Source organism: Kitasatospora sp. NPDC089509 (genome assembly GCF_044749365.1).
GTDB lineage: Bacteria > Actinomycetota > Actinomycetes > Streptomycetales > Streptomycetaceae > Kitasatospora.
In genome coordinates this window covers 145,009-162,388 of record NZ_JBIVHS010000019.1, presented here as the reverse complement: position 1 = coordinate 162,388, position 17,380 = coordinate 145,009, and the positions used below count along the sequence as shown (strand labels likewise).

Here is a 17,380-nt window from a genome sequence, read left to right as displayed (position 1 = left end):
GCAGAGCGCGCGCCAAGCCTCGGGGTTCGGGGTGCTCGGGGTTCGCGGCGACGGGTCGGGCCGCTTCGCCGGCACCGGTCCGCTCCCGGTCCGATCCACCGACCGACCCACGGCCGGGCGGGAGTTCGGCGTGCGGGGCAGCGGCTGGACCGTCGGGTGAATCGCGACGCGGGTCGTGCTGCGGGGCTCCGGTCGGCTCGCCGGGTGGGTCGGCCGAGCCGTCACGTCGGCCGGCGAGCTCGGCAGGGTCGGTGAGTTCGGCCGGATCCGCGCGGCCCGCCACATCGGCGCCGTCACCCGGGTCGGCGAGATCGTCCAGGCCTGCGCGGTCGTCCAAGTCGGCGCGGTCGCCCGTACGGCCTTCGGCGTGTCCGTCCGGCCGTTCGTCGCGGCGCTCGTCGGGCTGCCCGTCGACCGGGTCGAGGTGCGGATGGACGCCGTCTTCCCGGGGGCCTGCGCCCGCACCGCGGGACGTGTCCGGTCCGACCGGTCGGGACGACTCAAAACCAGCCATGGCTCACGGCTCTTCAAGGGAGAGGGGCCGACAGGAGAGGACAACGCTGCCCGGGCAGCAGGCCCGCTCACGGGATGACGTCGGTCAGCGCCGCGCAGCACCGTATGTGACCTGTTCCTTTCAGAGTACGACGGGCAAGGGGCCCAGCCCAGCGGCGAAGCCCCGGAGCGACGTTGTTCCCGCGAAAGGAGGATGCGCCCGCCGCGGAAGTGCGCCCTGCCCGCAGGCGATCGCGCCCCCTCCAGAACGGAGGTTCTAAGGAGCTTGACTGAGCGGGCCGGGAGGCGCAACAGGCCCGTGGGACACCGTGACCGGACTGTCATGGATTGGCGACGATCCGTTGCGGCACGTCGCCAACCGTCACGCCCCGCGCGTCCCCGTCGGCGCTCCGGTCCGTCCGGGACCACCCCGTCCGTCCGGTGTCCGGGCCGTTTCAGCCACTTCGTACGGCTTCGCGACGCAGTCCGGCATTTGCCAGATGCATAGGCGCGGCCGCTGGCACCATGCTCGGCATGCCCCTGCTCCTGTTCGACCTCGACAACACGCTGCTCCCCCGGGACGCCGCCTACCGGGCCTGGGCGCAGGACTTCCTGTCCGAACACCGCCTGCCGCCCGGCGACCTGGACTGGTTCGTCACCCTCGACGGCGGCGGCTACGTGCCGCGCAGCACCGTACTGTCCGCCGTTCGGCGCCGCTACGGCCTGGACGCCTCCGTCGAGTTCCTGCTCGCGCACTTCCGACGCGGCATCAACTCCCACATCCACTGCCCGATCCGGAACATCGAGGCACTGCGGGCGGCGCGGGCGGCCGGGTGGACGCTCGGAATCGTCTCCAACGGCGGCACCCGACCGCAGTTGGAGAAGATCCGACGGACCGGGCTGGGGCCACTGGTCGACGGCTGGGTGATCTCCGAGGAGGCCGACTGCGTCAAACCGGATCCGCTGATCTTCGAGATAGCCGCCCGGCGGTGCGGCATCCGGCCGACCGGGGACTGGGCGGCGCACACCTGGATGGTCGGGGACCACGCGCCGGCCGACATCGCCGGTGCCGAACTGGCCGGGCTGCGCAGCGTCTGGCTGCACCACGGCCGGCCGTGGGCCGAGAACGGCTACCGGCCGACGCTGAAGGCGGCCGGTCTGCCGGAGGCGGTCGGCCTGGTGCTGGCCGCGCGCAACGCACCCTCGGCCCGGCCGGGCATGCGGCCCGGCGTCCAGGCGGGGGTTCAGGCCGGGGTCCAGACGGGGGTCCGCGCGGGCGGGCCGGGTCGACGGCAGGCGGCCGGGGCCGCGCTCCGCGCGACGGCGCTGCTCGGCTCGCGGCCCGGCGCACGCCCGACGGCATCCGCCCCGGGAAGACCGAATGCGCCCGTTTCCGTGGACACCGGGACGGCGGTTGCCGCGGGTTCCGGAGCCGGATCCGGTGTCCGAAACCGATCAGGCGGGTTTGCCGCGAGCGCCGACGGCCTCCAGCGCTCCGGAGTCCCCGGAGGACCGGGGGCCGGGACGGGCGCCGACCTGCGGTCGGGCGACGGGGCGGCGCCGGGCGCGAACGGCGAACGGCCGGGCGCGACGGCGCGGCCGACGCCCCTGCGTACGGAGGCCGGTGGGGCCGGGGGTACTGGTGGGACCGGTGGTACGCGTGGGGCCGGACTGGCGCGAACCGTGTTCGCCGCGGTGCCGGGCACCGCTCCAACTACCCTGGCAGCACGCGCTGTTGTGGTTCCGGTCGGCGCGGCACCACGCACCACGGGACCCCTCGCCGCGACACCGGCCCCCGCCACCGCTTCCGCCGCGGCGGCGGCGGTCGGCCAGTAGCAGTCACCCCCGGGGCGCAGCCGACCGCGCCCCCGCCGGTCAGCCGCCCACCGAGGTACGGCTCCACCAGCAGGTGGGGGCGAGGGCGGTGAAGCCGAGCTTGCGGTAGAGCGGTTCGCCCGCCGAGGTGGCGACCAGGGTGGCCGGGCGACCCGGGTGGACGTGGGCCAGGGCGGTCTGCAGGACGGCCTTGGCCACACCCTGACCGCGCTGGTCAGGCAGGGTGGCGACCCAGTACACCCCGGTGGCGGTCCCGTCGTCGAAGGTGAGGCAGGCGCCCGCCGGCGCACCGTCGATCCGGCCCGCCCAGGCCCGGCAGCCGGGTTCGCGCAGCAGCTGCGCCGGGAGGGCGTCACCCCGCACCCAGGGCTGTCGGGCGGGCAGCGGGAAGCCGTCCACGACGGTCCGCTCGACCAGCGCGAAGGTGTCGTCGTCCAGCACCTCATCGACCGTCAGGGCGCCGCCGCCGTGCGCCCTGGAGACGGCCGGCAGCCCGTCGGCGACGCCCTCGACCGGGCCGAACTCCCGGGCCATCACGGGCATGATCGGTATCCGGACGGCCCCGAAGCGGGTCAGGTCGAGCCCGCCGTACGGGTCTTCCAGGGTGAAGCGGACGGTCTTCCATTCGTCCAGTAGGTCGGCCAACTGCTGTTCCACGTCGGCCGGTTCGGCGTAGGGGCGGGTGACCACGAAGCGCTGCGAGTCGTCCGGGGTGCGGGCGCAGCGGACCGCGGTGAGGCCCGGTCGGACGTGGGAGCGCCAGCCGTGCACACGGGCCTGGGTGAGCCAGAAGGCGGCGGCGTTGTCGTTGGCCTGTTCGAGCCGGCTGTCGGTGTTCACGGCAGGACGGTAGCCCGGTGGCGGTGTCGCCGGTCGGGCCGTCCGGGCACTGGCCGGATGGAGCCCGGGAGGCGCACGGTCGGCGCCCGTGCGCCCTCTCGTGCACCGCCGATTTTCGGTCAATTTCGCGCCTCGCCCTCCCGCTTGGGCAAATCCGCAGCCCAGACCCGCCGACCGGGCGCCCGGAAGCCGGACGCCCCAGGAACCGCCCCGCGACAACCAGCCACCGTTGCACCGGCCCTCTTCCCAGAAGGGTCGACGGGTGCCACGCTTCGTGATCGAATGCATCACGCCAAATTGCCATGTCGACATAGCGTCGGATGGTGAACTTGTCACAACGGCAACGGTCCACCCGATAGATTTCGATCTTGGCCAGCAGTGCCGCACCACCCACACCACACCACCGAGGGGGCTTGAGCGCCTTGAGCAGGGTGAGCAGGAGCGACGCGGGTCCTGACAGCGGCCAGGCGCCGGCCGGCACCGCGAGTCGGACCGTCAGAAGCACCGGCAACTCCGCGATCGCCGCCACCACCCGCACCTCCGGCACCCCGAGCACCTCGGGCCCCGCCTCGCACTCCTCCTATCCGGTCGTGCCGTCGCCCGCCGGCCACGCCCAGGCCGAACCGGGCGGCCCGCAGCACGGCGGTCCACAGCACGGCGGTCCGCAGCACGGCAGCCCGACGCACGGGAGCGCCACGCACGGCGGACCGGCGCCCTACGGCGCCCCGGCGTACCAGGGCGGCCACCCGAACCCGCTCGGACAGCCCGTCAGCCGAGGACCCGTCAGTCCGGCCCAGGCCTACGGCGGCCCCGCCCCGACCTACGGCGGCGAGTACCCGGCCCACCCGGGACACCCCGGCCACCCCGGGAGCCCGGCCCACGCCGGCACCCCGGGCTACCCCGGCCACCCGGTCTACCCCGCCGGCGGCGCGACCCCCGGGCTGAACGGCGCCGGCACCGGCCCGCTCGGCGGCGGCCTCGCCCTGGGCACCGCCCCCGGCCACGGCCCGCTGGGTCACGGCGGGCCGGGCGGCAGCGGCTCCCCGAGCTCCCCGTCGGCGGTCGGCGCCCCGCGCAAGCTGTCCGGCCGGCGCCGCCGGGAGACGGTCGCGGTGCTGATCTTCGGCGGTGCACCGATCTTCGAGAGCTCCATCCCGCTCTCCGTCTTCGGCGTGGACCGCCAGGACGCCGGGGTCCCCCGCTACCGGCTGCTGGTCTGCGCCGGCGAGGAGGGCCCGCTGGCCACCACCGGCGGCCTGACCCTCTCGGCGCCGTACGGCCTGGAGGCGCTCGCCCGGGCCGGCACGATCGTCGTACCAGCCTGGCGCTCGATCTCCCAGCCGCCGCCGGTCGAGGCGATCACCGCCCTGCGCAAGGCCCACCACGAGGGCGCCCGGATCATCGGCCTGTGCACCGGCGCCTTCGTGCTCGCCGCGGCGGGCCTGCTGGACGGCCGCCCGGCGACCACCCACTGGATGTACGCGCCGACCCTGGCCAAGCGCTACCCGCGGGTGCACGTCGACCCCCGCGAGCTGTTCGTGGACGACGGCGACGTGCTGACCTCGGCCGGCACCGCCGCCGGGATCGACCTGTGCCTGCACGTGGTGCGCAGCGACCACGGCGCCGAGGCCGCCAACGCGCTGGCCCGCCGCCTGGTGGTGCCCAGTCGCCGCAGCGGCGGAGGACAGGCCCAGTACATCGATCAGTCTTTACCGGAGGAGATCGGCAACGACCCGTTGGCCGAGGTGGTCACCTGGGCGCTGGAGAACCTCAACCAGCAGTTCGACGTCGAGGTGCTGGCGGCCCGCGCCTACATGAGCCGGCGCACCTTCGACCGCCGCTTCCGCACGCTCACCGGCAGTGCGCCGCTGCAGTGGCTGATCACCCAGCGGGTGCTGCAGGCGCAGCGGCTGCTGGAGACCTCGGAGCTGTCGGTGGACGACGTGGCGCGCCGGTGCGGGTTCCGGTCGCCGGTCGCGCTGCGCGGGCACTTCCGCCGTCAGCTCGGGGTCTCCCCGGCCGCGTACCGGACCAGCTACCGGGCCCGTCGGCCCGGGCAGCAGGCGCCGACGCCCGCCGGGGCGCACGGGGCCGACCTCCGGCTGCCCGGCGCGCTGCAGCACGCTGCGGCCGCGGCCGCAGCGGCGGCGGGCGGGCCGTTCGGCGCCGGGGTGCACGGCGGTCCGCAGGCCCACCCGTTCCCGGCCGGTCCGGGCGCACAGGTGCCGGGCGGCCAGCCGGGCCAGCACGGGCAGCCCGGTCCGTACGGTCCGGGGCAGGTCGGGACGCCGGCCGGCCAGGGCTTCCACGGGCGCGCGGGCCAGCCGTACCCGCACCAGCAGGCCGCGCAGCAGTCGCACCCCGGGCAGCAGGGTGCGGCACGCGGTCAGCTGCGGACGCCGCTGGTCCCGCCGCAGGCCGCTCCGGGTGCGGGGCGTCCGCCGCGCACCGCCGAGCACGCCGCGGCGGAGGACGGCCACCCCCAGCCGGGGGCGCGCGGTCAGGGCCAGGGGCACCGCAGCGCGGTCGAGCGGCCCGGGGACGAGCCGGGTGCGGCCGGGCGGGCGCACGGTGCTCCGACCGGACGGGTGCCGGCCGGTGCCGCCGGGCAGCCGGCGGCCGGGGCGGGCGAGCTCCGGGGCCGGCAGGCCCGGGCGCCGCAGGTCCGTACCCCGGCGGGGGCCCGGGCGGCCGCCCCGGACGGCGGACGGGCGACGCGCGAGGCCCGTCCCGGGCGGGACGGCCACGCGGTCCGGACCGACCGGGAGGGTGACCACCCGGAGGGCCGCGGCACCCACGCCGGGGCGGAGGAGCACCAGTCCGAGGCCGCCGCGACGGCACCCCGGTCGGCTCCACCGGTCCCCGCGGCGCGTGATCGCGCCGTAGGGTGAGTTGCGTGAATGACCGTTTGGTATGGATCGACTGTGAAATGACCGGCCTCGACCTCGACCGGGACGCCCTGGTCGAGGTCGCGGTGCTGGTGACGGACTCCGAGCTGAACATCCTCGGCGAGGGCGTGGACGTCATCATCCGCCCGCCGGCGGAGGCGTTGGCGAACATGCCGGAGGTGGTGCGCGAGATGCACACCTCCTCCGGCCTGCTGGAGGAGCTGGAGCAGGGCGTGACCCTGGCCGAGGCCGAGGATCGGGTCCTCGCGTACGTGCGCGAGCACGTGCCGGAGGCCGGGAAGACGCCGCTGTGCGGCAACTCGGTGGCCACCGACCGCGGTTTCCTGGCCCGGGACATGCCCGCGCTGGAGAAGCACCTGCACTACCGGATCGTGGACGTCTCCTCGATCAAGGAGCTGGCCCGCCGCTGGTACCCGAAGGCGTACTACAACAGCCCGCCGAAGGGCGGGAACCACCGGGCGCTCGCCGACATCCGCGAGAGCATCGACGAACTGCGCTACTACCGCGAGGCGGTGTTCGTCCCGCAGCCCGGTCCGGACGCCGAGACCGCGCGCACGATCGCCGAGAAGTACCGGGCCGCGACCGACTGACGGGGCCCGTCGCAGGGTCGGAGGGGGTGCCCTCGTCCACCGGGGCGGAACCCCGGCGCGAGCACCCCCTCGGATCCTGTACAGTTCTTCCTGTCGGAACGGGAACGCGGAAGCGCGAACGGACCGGACAGATGGTGGGTATAGCTCAGTTGGTAGAGCACCTGGTTGTGGTCCAGGTGGCCGCGGGTTCGAGTCCCGTTACTCACCCCAGAGCCTGAGGGGCCGATCTCTTCAAGAGATCGGCCCCTCAGGCGTTTTGGCGTTCCCGCACGCCGCCCGATCGGATGCGCTCCCGGTTCCACCCGGTGGCCCGGTGGCCGAGGTTTTCCGACCGACCCCTGCCGCAATAAGCTACCGGCTAGTAACATCTTCGCCATGACCACTCCTTCGATCGGCCAGATGCTCGACTCCACCGTGCCGATGGCGCACACCCTCAAGCTCGAGTACCTGGAGACCACCGCCGAGCGCGCCGTGCTCCGGCTGCCCGACCAGCCCGCGTTCCACAACCACGTCGGCGGCCCGCACGCCGGCGCGATGTTCACCCTCGCCGAGTCCGCCAGCGGCTGCATCGTGATCGCCGCCTTCGGGGACCAGATGTCCCGGGCCGTGCCGCTCGCCGTGAACGCCGAGATCGCCTACAAGAAGCTGGCCATGGGCGAGGTCACCGCCACCGCCGTGCTGGGCCGCCCGGTCGCCGAGGTCGTCGCCGAGCTGGACGCCGGCGGCCGCCCCGTGTTCCCGGTCACCGTCGAGATCACCCGCGCCGACGGCGCGGTCACCGGTGTGATGACGATCACCTGGACCCTGCGCCCCAACTCCTGACCGCCGCACGGCCGGTGGCCCCGGGAACACGGCCCCGGGGCCGACCGTGCGATGACTGTCCGTGACGGCGGGCGTGACCTCACCCCCCGCCCGCTCGTTCTCAACTCACGTGCGAGCCAATCACGCGACCGAGCCCCAGGAACCCGCCCCCAGCGGCGACGCCGGAGCACGGCGGGCGGTCGCCCGGTGGCTCCCCCGCCCCCGCACCGTCGCCGCCGGCGGGGCCCTGCTCGTACAGCTCTGGGGCATCGGCGCCCCCGGCGCGTACGCGGCCACCGCCGAACCCTCCCCGGGGCAGCCCGGAGCGGCCGTCCGCCGGAGCCTGCACGGTCCACCCGCGCTGGACGGGCCGTCAGCCGTCCGACCCGGCGGACCGGGCGGTGACGGCGGGCTCGTCGGGGGGCTGACCGACGGAACCGCGCCGGGCGGGGAGGTCGGAACGGTCGGCGAGGCCCTCCAGGAACGCATCCGGGCCGGCGGACTCCCGCTGCCCGGCCAGGGCGCCGCCCTCCCCGACGCCTTCGCCCTCGCCTCCGGGCTGCTCGGCACCGTCCCCGCCCAGGACCGACCCGACCGGACCCGCGCCTCCCGTGAGGGCGAACCCACCGCGCTGCCCGCCGTCCCCCGGCCTCGCGCCGGCGGCACCGCCGACCCGGCCGGCCGGACCGGGCCCGCACCGAACGGCACTCCCGCCGTCCAGGAGGCCGCGGCCCGCGAGGGGACGGTCGCACCGGAACCCGTCGGGGGGGGGGGGGGGGGGCCCCGCCGGCCCCCCCCCCAACCCCCCCCCCCCCCCCCCCCCCCCCCCCCCCCCCCCCCCCGCGGCCCCGCCCCCGCGGGCCGCGCCGCCGCCCCCGCCGCCGGCGGCCCCGGGGCGCCGCCCCCCCCCCCCCCCCCCGGGGGGCCCGGGGGGGGGGGCCCCCGGGGGGGCCGGCCCCCCCCCGCCGGGCGACGGGACCGCCGAGGCGCTCGCCCTCGCCGACACGGCGACCGTCACAGCGGCCGTGGACGGGTCCGCCACCGCGACCGCCGTACTCGCCCCGATCGCCGCCGGACTGCTGCTCACCGGCGCGGCGATGTGCAAGCACCGCGGACTGCCGCGCGGGCACTGAGCACGGCGCACGGCGGGACCCGGGCCGGGTGTGCCCGGGTGTGCCCGGGAGGGTCCGGGACGCCGAAGGGTCGGCCGGTCAGCGGAAGACGGTCAACGGAAGCCGGTCAGCGGAAGACGGTCAACGGAAGCCGGTCAGCGGAAGACGCTCGGCGGCGGCTCCGGGGAAGGGCTCGCCGTGGCGTCGGTGGCCGGGACGGCGCCGGCGGTGAAGTCGGCCAGGGCGCGGCCGTGTTCGACCCGTCCGTGGGAGGAGTCGGAGGCGACCCGGCGGGTGAGGTCGGCGATCGGGAGCGGAGTGTGGGCGGCGGCCAGGATCAGGTTGCCGAAGCGCTTGCCGCGCAGCACGGCGGGGTCGGCGGTGAGGCACAGTTCGGGGAACACCGCACCGACGGTGGCGACTTGGGAGCGGGCGAAGGGCAGGGCGCCGCCGTCGGCGAGGTTGGCGGCGTACCAGCCGCCGGGGGCGAGGGCGCGGGCGGCCACGGTGGTGAACTCGACCGTGGTGCAGTGGGCCGGGGTGCGGGCGCCGGAGAAGACGTCGGTGATGACCAGGTCGACGCTGCCCTCGGGGGTGCGTTCCAGCACGCTGCGGGCGTCCGCGCCGCGCACCTTGATCTGCCAGCCGCGCTCCAACGGGAGTTCGGTGCGGACGAGTTCGGTGAGCGCGGTGTCGATCTCGGCGACCTGCTGGCGGGACCGCGGCCGGGTGGCGGCCACGTAGCGGGCCAGGGTGAGGGCGCCGCCGCCCAGGTGCAGGACGGTCAGCGGACGGCCCGGCGGGGCGACCAGGTCGATCAGGTGGCCGAGTCGGCGCTGGTACTCGAAGCCCAGGTGGGTGGGGTCGGCGAGGTCGACCAGGGACTGCGGGGCGCCGTCGACGAGCAGCGACCAGGCCTGCGGGCGGTCGCGGTCGGGGCGCAGTTCGGCCCGGCCGGAGCCGACCGCGCGAAGGAGCGGCCCCTGGGCGTGGCTGCGGCCGTCCGTGCCGGTGGTGAGCGCCGGTTCGGGGCTGCGCGCGGCCCTGTTGCTTCGTCCCATACCCGCCATTATCGCCGCGGGCGACCTGGGCGGGCGCCCCGGCCGACGGGGCGCCCGCCCAGGTCAGGGGCGTGCTGCGGGGATCCGGCCGGTGGGCGTACGGGCCCGGCGGGATCCGCGCGGCACGCCCGCTAGAACGGGCCGAGGCCGCCCGCGGTGAGCGTGCAGGCGGCCTCGCAGAGGGCGGAGCGGAGCACCCAGGCGTCGGTGGGGCGGGTGGCGCGTGCGGAACCGGCGGGCGGGATCACCCAGCGCGGGTCGGTGGCGCCGGGCACCAGGGCGCCGGCCGTACAGGAGCTGCCGGGCAGGTGCCAGGTCTCCCAGGTGCCGGCCGGGACGAGGAAGGAGACGGTGCTGCCGTTGCGGCTCTGCAGGACGGCCCCGCAGGCCCGGCGCAGCCGCAGGATGTCGACGGCCTCCAGGCCGTGCCGCAGGGCGACCGTCACGGTGTCGCAGCCGGTGACGAGGGTGTCCTCGACGGGGACGGCGCGGCCTCGGCCCGGTCCGCCGCAGGAGCTGCGGCCGCCCTCGACCGGGCCCCGGCCGGGGAACCGGTCGTCGGCGGGCTCGGGGAGCAGGGCGGGGACGGCGGCGGCGAGCACACCCCCGGCGACGGGTCGGTGCTGCGGCAGTCCGGTGGCCATCATGGGCCCTCCTGTACCTCGTCGGGGCGGAAGCGGTGCCGCCGCGGGTGGGGCCGCGGACCGGGGGACGGGCCGGGGGACGGCCTGGGCTTCCAGGTATCAGGACAACGCGGCAGGAGTACCGGAAGCCACGGGGCGCCTTACAGCAAGGCATGGCATTTCATGGCGGATATCCGGCAACTACGCCCGCTTCGCCCCGGATTGACCGGAGATGTCGCACGAACCGACTGTGGCCGACCGGTGACTCCGAGTACTCTCGGCGCCATGGCAGCCACCCCACCGGCCGAGCCGAACCGACCGTCCCCCAACCCCGTGATGCGCGCACTGCGCGGCGACCGCTCACCCGGCGAGTTCGCCGTGGCGGTACGCCGGGCCGCTCGCGAGATCGGCGAGCACGTGTCCTGCGACGCCCGTTACGTCGGCCGGGTCGAGTCCGGTGAGATCCGCTGCCCCAACTACGCCTACGAGCGGGTCTTCCGGCACATGTGGCCGGGGCGCACGCTCACCGAACTCGGCTTCGCCCCGCGCACCGCCGTCCGCCGCCGGACGGCGGCCGACCCGGTCGGCGCGGCCGGAGCCCCGCCCCACCCTCCGATCCATCCGACGTTCCCGCCCCTGCCCGGCCCGCGCTCACCACTCTCCACCCAACTCCCGTACGCTGCCTCGCCGTACGCGGATCCAGCCGCTCCGGACGGGCCCCCGTGGCCGATGGCCGGCGCGGTGCCCCGGGGGCCCGATGGATCGCCCTACCCCGACGAGGAGAACGACGACGTGCGTCGCCGTACGTTCCTGGCCGGCGGCTCGACCGCGCTGGCCACCGTGATCGGCATCGACCGGCCGGCCGCCGCCGGCCCGGTCACCGGTGTCGGCTTCACCCCGGCCACCGGCGCCGGCTACGACCCGGTCACCGGTGCCCGGTTCGGCCCGGCTCCAGACCGGACGGTCTTCCCCCGCGCGGAGCTCACCGTGCCCGCGCTGCTCGGTGACGAGCCGGTGGTGCCCGGCCGGCCGGGCCCGGTGCCGCCACCGCGCAAGGTCGGCGCCGCCGAGGTGTCCGGTGTCGAACAGGCCGTCCGGGAGATCAGACTGGCCGACGACGCGCACGGCGCCGACGCCCTGTACGAACTCGCCGGGCAGTCCCTGCGCACCGCCTACCTGCTGCTCAACGAGGGCGAGTACAGCGCCGAGACCGAGCGCCGACTCCAGGCCGGGGCGGGCGAACTGGCCATCTCCGTGGGCTGGTTGGCCCACGACTCGAACCGGCTCGCGGACGCCCGCTCGTTCTACGCCGAGGCCCTGGCCACCTCCCGGATGGCCGGGGACTCCGCACTGGAGGCGCACGTCTTCTGCAACAGCGCCTTCCTCGCCCGGGACGCCGGGCGACCGCGCGAGGCGCTGCGCGCCGCGCAGGCCGGGCAGTCCGCCGCCCGGGAGCTGGGCTCCGCCCGGCTGCTCGCCCTGCTGGCCATGCGCGAGGCCGGCGCTTGGGCCGTACTGCGGGATCGTTCCTCCTGCGAACGCGCGATCGGCCGGGCCTACTCGTTGTTCGACCGGGGGCCGTCGGAGGCCGATCCGGAGTGGATGTCCTTCTTCGGCGAGGCGGAGATCGCCGGCCTGCAGTCGCAGTGCTGGTCCGCGCTGGAGGACTGGGACCGCGCCAGCGAACAGGCCGCACTGGCGATAGCGCTGCAGGAGCCGCACTTCGTGCGCAATCGGGTGCTGTACACCGCCGAACTGGCCCACGACCGGCTCGGCCGGGGGGACCTGACCGGGGCGGCGCACCACGGCTCGGCCGCCGTGGCGCTGTTCGGCGAGGTCCGCTCGGCCCGGATCCGCAGCATGCTGGCGGACACCGCGGGACGGCTGCGTCCGCACGCCTCGGTGCCCGAGGTCCGCGGCTTCCTGAACGGGTACGACCGGGCCGCGGCGGCCTGACGGACGGTCGGGCCACCGCCGACCGCGACGGCTGCCGGTCGGTCGACCGGCAGCCGTCGACATCGGCCTCAGTGGCCGGACTTCAGCCCCTCCAGGTGGGACAGGTCGTTCCAGACCTCCACCGCCGGGGCGCCGTACTCCCAGGACAGCACGCACAGCGCCGCCGTACCGAGCTTGAACCGCTGGGCGAACTCGGGCGGCAGGCCCAGCCAGCGGGCGGTCAGGATGCGCAGCAGGTGGCCGTGGGCGAACAGGACGACGTCGCGGTCGGCGCAGTGCATGACGGTGGTGTCCGACTCCGGGACACCGTGCTCGTCGTTGAGTTCGGCGAGGAAGGCGTCCACCCGGGCGGCCACCTCGGAGAGCTTCTCGCCACCGGGCACGCCGTCGCGCCAGATCAGCCAGCCGGGGTGGTCGGTGGCCCGGATGTCGGCGCCGGTGCGGCCCTCGTACTGGCCGTAGTCCCACTCCAGCAGTTCCGGGCGGTCCACCGCGCGGTCGCCGAAGCCGGCCAGTTCGCAGGTCTCCCTGGCCCGGCCGAGCGGGCTGGTGTAGACGAGCGCGTCCGGCAGCCCGTTCCAGGGGGCCTTGGCGAGGCGGGCGCCGAGCGCCCGGGCCATCGCGCGGCCGTCCTCGGTCAGCGGGATGTCGGTGCGGCCGGTGTGGCGGCCGGTGGCCGACCACTCGGTCTCGCCATGGCGGACCAGCACGATTCGGGCGGGCATGGGGGACTCCTCGCAGCAGGGCGGTCAACGGTCGGTCTCACCCTTGAGCACCGGTCTCCATGATCCCCCACCCGGAGGGCGGCCACGATCGCGGGCCCGGGGCCCGGCCCGGACCTGGCTCTGACCCGGCCCGGGGCAGGGGTCCGGACGGCCCCGGGAGAGCAGGGGGAAACGGCCGGTTGCGGCCGGAACGGGCCGGTCCGCACCGCGTTGTCGGACCCGGGTGCGACACTGGGCCGCACCATGAACGTCTCGACGAACGTCCCGCTCAGCGGGTCCGCTGAGCCGCTCGCCCAGCGGCTCGCCGAGCTGCGCGGACCGGCCCCGCAGCGCAGTCTGAACGCCCGCTCCCTCGCCGCGCTGGCCGCCAATCCGGGCTGCCACCGCCGCGCCGTGCTGGACGCGGCCGGGGTGGACAAGTCGGTGCTGGCCGCCCGGCTCGGCCGCCCCGCCCCCTTCGGGCAGTCCCCGTTCGCGATCGCCCGCGGCGTGATCTTCGAGTCCCGGCTGAAGGCGGACGACCACACCGCCCTGCTGGAGCCGCTCCGTGCCCACCTCGGCGTCCCGGCCGACGACCGCACCCCGCTGCTGGTGCCGGACCTGCTGCACCGCTCCGGCCCGGCCGTCCGCGCCGACCGGACGACCGAGGTGCTGGCCCGGGCCGCCGCCGATCCGGACGCCTGGACGCTGCTGGACCACCCGATGCTGCGGCTCTCCGTGGCCGGCAGCACCGCCTACCTGGAGCCGGACGCCCTGGTGGTGCACGGCGGGCGGTGCACGGTGGTCGAGATCAAGTCCTTCCCGGTGCTGGACGGCAGCGCGGACCCGGCCAAGGTCGGCGCCGCCGCCCGCCAGGCCGCGGTGTACGTGCTGGCGCTCCAGCACGCCGCCGCGGCGGCCGCCGGAACGTCGCTCGGCGACGACCCGTACACCGAGCAGCGGCTGCCGGGCAGCCCGCGCACCACCGTGCTGCTGGTCTGCCCCAAGGACTTCGGCAACCGGCCGACCGCGGTCACCGTCGACGTCCGCCGCGAACTGGCCACCACCCGCCGCCAGCTGAGCCGGATGACCGGCATCGGCCGGCTGCTGGCGGAGCTGCCGGCGGGCACCGACTTCGACCTGGCCGCCGACGGGGACGGCACCCCGGCCCGGACCGCCGACCAACTGACCGCCTCGGTCGAGGCGGTGCCCGCCGCCTACAGTCCGGACTGCCTCTCCACCTGCGAGCTCGGCTTCCACTGCCGCGCCCGGGCCCGCTGCGACGACCGGGTCGAGCAGCTCGGCCGGGGCGTGCGCGGCGAGCTGGGCAGCATCCGTACGGTCACCGAGGCGCTGGCCGCGGCCGCCGGCACCGGACGTCCCGCCGACGGCCACGGAGCCGACAGCGACGGCGACGCTGCGGCCGACGGCGCGCGCGAGGCCGCCGAGCGCCTGGCGTACGCAGCCGCCCTGCGCGCCGAGGCCCTGGGGGTGGGGGCATGAGCCTGCTGACCACCCTCGCCCGGCTGGAGGCCGTCCGCAGCGGACGGGCCGAGCCGCTGGCCACCGTCCGGCACCGGCACCTGTCGGAGCGCCCGATGGTGCTCGTCCCGCTGACCGCCGCCGGTGAGGCCGGCGCGCCGCTGGCCGTACTGCTGGGCACCGACCGGGACGCTCCCCGGCTGCACCTGGTGCCGCAGCCGCTCAACCGCACCCTGCGGTTCGACTACCTGGCCGCGCTGGCCGCCGACCTGCTGCCCTACCTGGAGTCCTTCGGGGCCGACGTCGAGCAGATCGAGGGCTCCGAGAAGGATCCGGAGACCGGCGAGAAGACCCAGGTGTTCCGCGAACTGTGCACCGACGCGCCGCAGTTGATCGTTCCCAACAGTGCGGGCGTGCACCACCTCGCGCTGCTCGGCCGCTCGACCCGGTTCCGTCGCACCGCCGAGGACGCGGACCCGGGACCGCACCCGGCACCGCTGCGGGTGCCGCTGCTCGGCCGCTGGCTGACCCACCTGACCGACCGCGCCCAGGTGCCCGGCTCCAGCCTGCTGCTGCCGATGACCGGCCTGCTCGCCCGGCACTGGGCCACCGGCCAGAGCCACCTGGAGGACCAGCACCTGGCGGCCCGGCTGGCCTGGCACGGCCCGCCGCCGGGGCTGACCGGGGCCCGGGCCGCCGAACTGGCCGAGACCGCCCGCGACGAGCGGGGGCAACTGCTGCACCCGCCGGCCGGGCCGGCCACCGACCCGGCCTTCGACGAGGGGGTGCTCGCCCCGGCGATCGCCCGCTACGACGCGGCGGTCACCGCGCTTCAGCACGGCGACGACCCGGACGGCACCGAGCGCGCCCGGGCGGCCGTCCGCGCGGCGGTCGAACAGCTGGAGCAGATGTTCTCCGCCGTCCTGCTGCCCACCTGGCGGGACGTCTGGCGGGGCCTGGACCTGCTGCGCGCCCTGCCGCCGGCCGGCCACCTGGAGGAGCGCTGGACCGGCGACCGCTGGTCCTACACCGGCCACCGGGACCGACTGGTGGCCGGCGAGCCGCCGCAGCCCCGGCAGGACGACGCCGTCACGGCGGCCCGCAAGCTCGCCCAGCGCGAGCGCGAGCAGGCCCGGCTGGACGTCCAGGAGGCACTGGACGATCCGCTGGCGATGGCCGAACACCGGCTGTCCGGCGAGGCGTTCAGCGGGGTGGTGACGGACGTGGTGCTGGAGTACGACACCACCGGCCGCTCCCCCAAGCCGCGCCCGCTGGTCACCCTGCGCACCGCCGACCGCCCGCACGCCGACCTCGGCCGGGAGGCCCACCGGGTGCACGGGCCGTCCGCGCAGAAGACCGAGATCGTCGCGGTCGACCCGGCCGAGGGCACCATCACGCTGCGGGTGCTGTCCGGGATGGGCCGCAAGAAGGAGCCCGAGCCGGGCAGCCTGCCCGAGCCCGGCGAGCCGGTCACGTACACCCTGTTCGAGTTGACGGTCCGGCAGTCCGCGCCGCTGCCCGAGCCGGACGACACCCCGTGGACCCACGGCGGCCCGCCCGGCACCGCGCCCGCGCCCACCCCGTCCGCCACCGCCACCGCCACCGAGGATTGGGAATGATGAGCACGCAGTCCCCGGGCGCGGCCGCCGACGCCGCCGTGGCCCGCATCCTGGCGGCGACCGTCCACCCGCCGGCCGGCGCGCCGCGCGGTGTGGTGGTGGACTCCCCGCCCGGCGCCGGGAAGTCGACCCTGGTGGTGCGGGCCGCCCGCGAGCTGGTGGCGGCCGGCGAACGGCTGATGGTGGTCGCCCAGACCAACGGCCAGGTGGACGACCTGGTCGGCCGACTGGCCGAGAAGGCCCCGGAGTTGACGATCGGCCGACTGCACGCGGCGGACGCCCGGCCCGGCCCGGAGGTGCTCCGGCACCCCAACGTCACGCCCTCCGACAAGGTCGCCGACCTGGTCGAGCAGGACGTGGTGATCTCCACCGCCGCCAAGTGGCAGTGGGTGCGGGCCGAGGCGCCGTGGCGGCACGCGATCGTGGACGAGGCGTACCAGATGCGCTCGGACGCCCTGCTCGCGGTGGCCCGGCTGTTCGAGCGGGCGCTGTTCGTCGGCGACCCGGGCCAGCTGGACCCGTTCACCGTGGTCGGCACCGAGCAGTGGGCCGGGCTGTCCTACGACCCGTCCAGCAGCGCCGTGGTCACCATGCTGGCGCACAACCCGCAGATCGAGCCGCACCGGCTGCCGGTCTCCTGGCGGCTGCCGGCCAGCGCGGCGCCGCTGATCTCGCGGGCGTTCTACCCTTACACGCCGTTCCGCTCCGGCACCGGGCCGGACGACCGCCGGCTGACCGCCGCCGTCCGCCCGGACGGCTCGGCGCTGGACGCGGTGATCGACCGGGCGGCCGAGCACGGTTGGGCGCTGCTGGAGCTGCCCGCCCGGCACACCGTGCGGACCGACCCGCAGGCGGTGGCGGCCGTCGCGGCGACGGTCCGGCGGCTGCTGGAGCGCGGGCTGACCGGCAGTTCCGAGCAGGGCGAGGCCCCGCTCACCGCGGACCGGATCGCCGTCGGCACGGCCCACCGGGACCAGGCGGCGGCCGTCCGGGCGGCGCTGCTCAAGGTGGGCGTCCCGGTGGACGGCTCGGCCGGTCCGGCCGTCACGGTGGACACCGCGAACCGGCTGCAAGGCCGGGAGTACGACGTCACGGTCGTGCTGCACCCGCTGTCCGGACGGCCCGACGCGACCGCCTTCCACCTGGAGACCGGACGGCTCTGCGTGCTGGCCTCCCGGCACCGGCACGCCTGCATCGTGGTGGCCCGGGCCGGGATCGCCGAGCTGCTGGACGAACACCCCTCCACCGAGCCGGTGCAGTTGGGCGTCCCGGTCGCTTTCCCGGACGGCTGGGAGGCCAACCATCAGGTCCTCCAGCACCTGAGCGGCCACCGGGTGCGCCTGCGCTGAGGCGGT

At 76.1% G+C, this 17,380-nt stretch carries 12 protein-coding genes, 1 tRNA gene and 1 pseudogene; 10 read left to right on the top strand and 4 right to left on the bottom strand.

Annotation, left to right across the window (positions count from 1 at the left end):
* Positions 1-175 precede the first annotated feature (175 nt).
* Together ACIP4P_RS31870 and ACIP4P_RS31865 are read left to right on the top strand one after the other, a co-directional pair.
* On the top strand, positions 176-592 hold the full coding sequence (locus tag ACIP4P_RS31870; RefSeq protein WP_400924408.1) for a hypothetical protein: 417 nt from the start codon (positions 176-178) through the stop codon (positions 590-592).
* A 434-nt stretch (positions 593-1,026) separates the two neighbouring features.
* Entirely contained in the window at positions 1,027-2,328 is a 1,302-nt protein-coding gene (locus ACIP4P_RS31865; RefSeq protein WP_400924405.1) for an HAD family hydrolase, read from the top strand.
* A 39-nt stretch (positions 2,329-2,367) separates the two neighbouring features.
* Here ACIP4P_RS31865 and ACIP4P_RS31860 read toward each other — a convergent pair whose 3' ends face one another.
* Positions 2,368-3,168 carry a GNAT family N-acetyltransferase gene (locus tag ACIP4P_RS31860; RefSeq protein ID WP_400924403.1) on the bottom strand — a complete coding sequence of 267 codons (801 nt, stop codon included), beginning with the start codon at positions 3,166-3,168 and terminating at the stop codon, positions 2,368-2,370.
* A 1,010-nt stretch (positions 3,169-4,178) separates the two neighbouring features.
* On the opposite strand from ACIP4P_RS31860, the pseudogene ACIP4P_RS31855 reads away from it, so the two are divergent.
* From ACIP4P_RS31855 to ACIP4P_RS31840, 4 genes and pseudogenes are all read left to right on the top strand, one after another.
* Positions 4,179-5,232, top strand: a pseudogene (locus ACIP4P_RS31855) (helix-turn-helix domain-containing protein); the annotation flags it as partial.
* 832 nt (positions 5,233-6,064) lie between these two features.
* Complete coding sequence (gene orn, locus ACIP4P_RS31850; RefSeq protein WP_400924401.1) at positions 6,065-6,667, top strand: oligoribonuclease; 603 nt, start codon at positions 6,065-6,067, stop codon at positions 6,665-6,667.
* Between the two features lie 134 nt (positions 6,668-6,801).
* Positions 6,802-6,877, top strand: a tRNA-His gene (locus ACIP4P_RS31845).
* A 165-nt stretch (positions 6,878-7,042) separates the two neighbouring features.
* Complete coding sequence (locus tag ACIP4P_RS31840; protein ID WP_350518078.1) at positions 7,043-7,489, top strand: DUF4442 domain-containing protein; 447 nt, start codon at positions 7,043-7,045, stop codon at positions 7,487-7,489.
* Between the two features lie 1,246 nt (positions 7,490-8,735).
* Here ACIP4P_RS31840 and ACIP4P_RS31835 read toward each other — a convergent pair.
* Together ACIP4P_RS31835 and ACIP4P_RS31830 are read right to left on the bottom strand one after the other, a co-directional pair.
* The gene (locus tag ACIP4P_RS31835; protein ID WP_400924399.1) at positions 8,736-9,641 is read right to left on the bottom strand and encodes a spermidine synthase; all 906 of its coding nucleotides are present in this window, start codon (positions 9,639-9,641) and stop codon (positions 8,736-8,738) included.
* Between the two features lie 131 nt (positions 9,642-9,772).
* Positions 9,773-10,288, bottom strand: a complete 516-nt coding sequence (locus ACIP4P_RS31830) for a hypothetical protein (RefSeq protein WP_400924397.1) — start codon at positions 10,286-10,288, stop codon at positions 9,773-9,775.
* 261 nt (positions 10,289-10,549) lie between these two features.
* On the opposite strand from ACIP4P_RS31830, the gene ACIP4P_RS31825 reads away from it, so the two are divergent.
* The gene (locus tag ACIP4P_RS31825; RefSeq protein ID WP_400924395.1) at positions 10,550-12,220 is read left to right on the top strand and encodes a tetratricopeptide repeat protein; all 1,671 of its coding nucleotides are present in this window, start codon (positions 10,550-10,552) and stop codon (positions 12,218-12,220) included.
* Positions 12,221-12,288: 68 nt separating this feature from the next.
* On the opposite strand, the gene ACIP4P_RS31820 is transcribed toward ACIP4P_RS31825, so the two are convergent.
* Positions 12,289-12,945, bottom strand: coding sequence for a histidine phosphatase family protein (locus ACIP4P_RS31820; protein ID WP_400924393.1), 657 nt, complete (start codon positions 12,943-12,945; stop codon positions 12,289-12,291).
* A gap of 243 nt (positions 12,946-13,188) precedes the next feature.
* Here ACIP4P_RS31820 and ACIP4P_RS31815 point away from each other — a divergent pair, with 243 nt between their 5' ends.
* Genes ACIP4P_RS31815 through ACIP4P_RS31805 form a run of 3 tightly spaced genes read left to right on the top strand, consistent with a single transcriptional unit; the run spans position 13,189 to position 17,374 of the window.
* A complete protein-coding gene (locus tag ACIP4P_RS31815; RefSeq protein ID WP_400924391.1) occupies positions 13,189-14,427 on the top strand; it encodes a hypothetical protein in 1,239 nt (412 codons plus the stop codon).
* Positions 14,424-16,025 (top strand): hypothetical protein, encoded by a 1,602-nt coding sequence (locus tag ACIP4P_RS31810; protein WP_400924389.1) that lies wholly within the window; start codon positions 14,424-14,426, stop codon positions 16,023-16,025. Before ACIP4P_RS31815 ends, ACIP4P_RS31810 begins: the two co-directional genes overlap by 4 nt.
* Positions 16,022-17,374: an AAA family ATPase gene (locus tag ACIP4P_RS31805; protein ID WP_400924387.1), complete on the top strand. Its 1,353-nt coding sequence runs from the start codon at positions 16,022-16,024 to the stop codon at positions 17,372-17,374. Before ACIP4P_RS31810 ends, ACIP4P_RS31805 begins: the two co-directional genes overlap by 4 nt.
* Positions 17,375-17,380 lie beyond the last annotated feature (6 nt).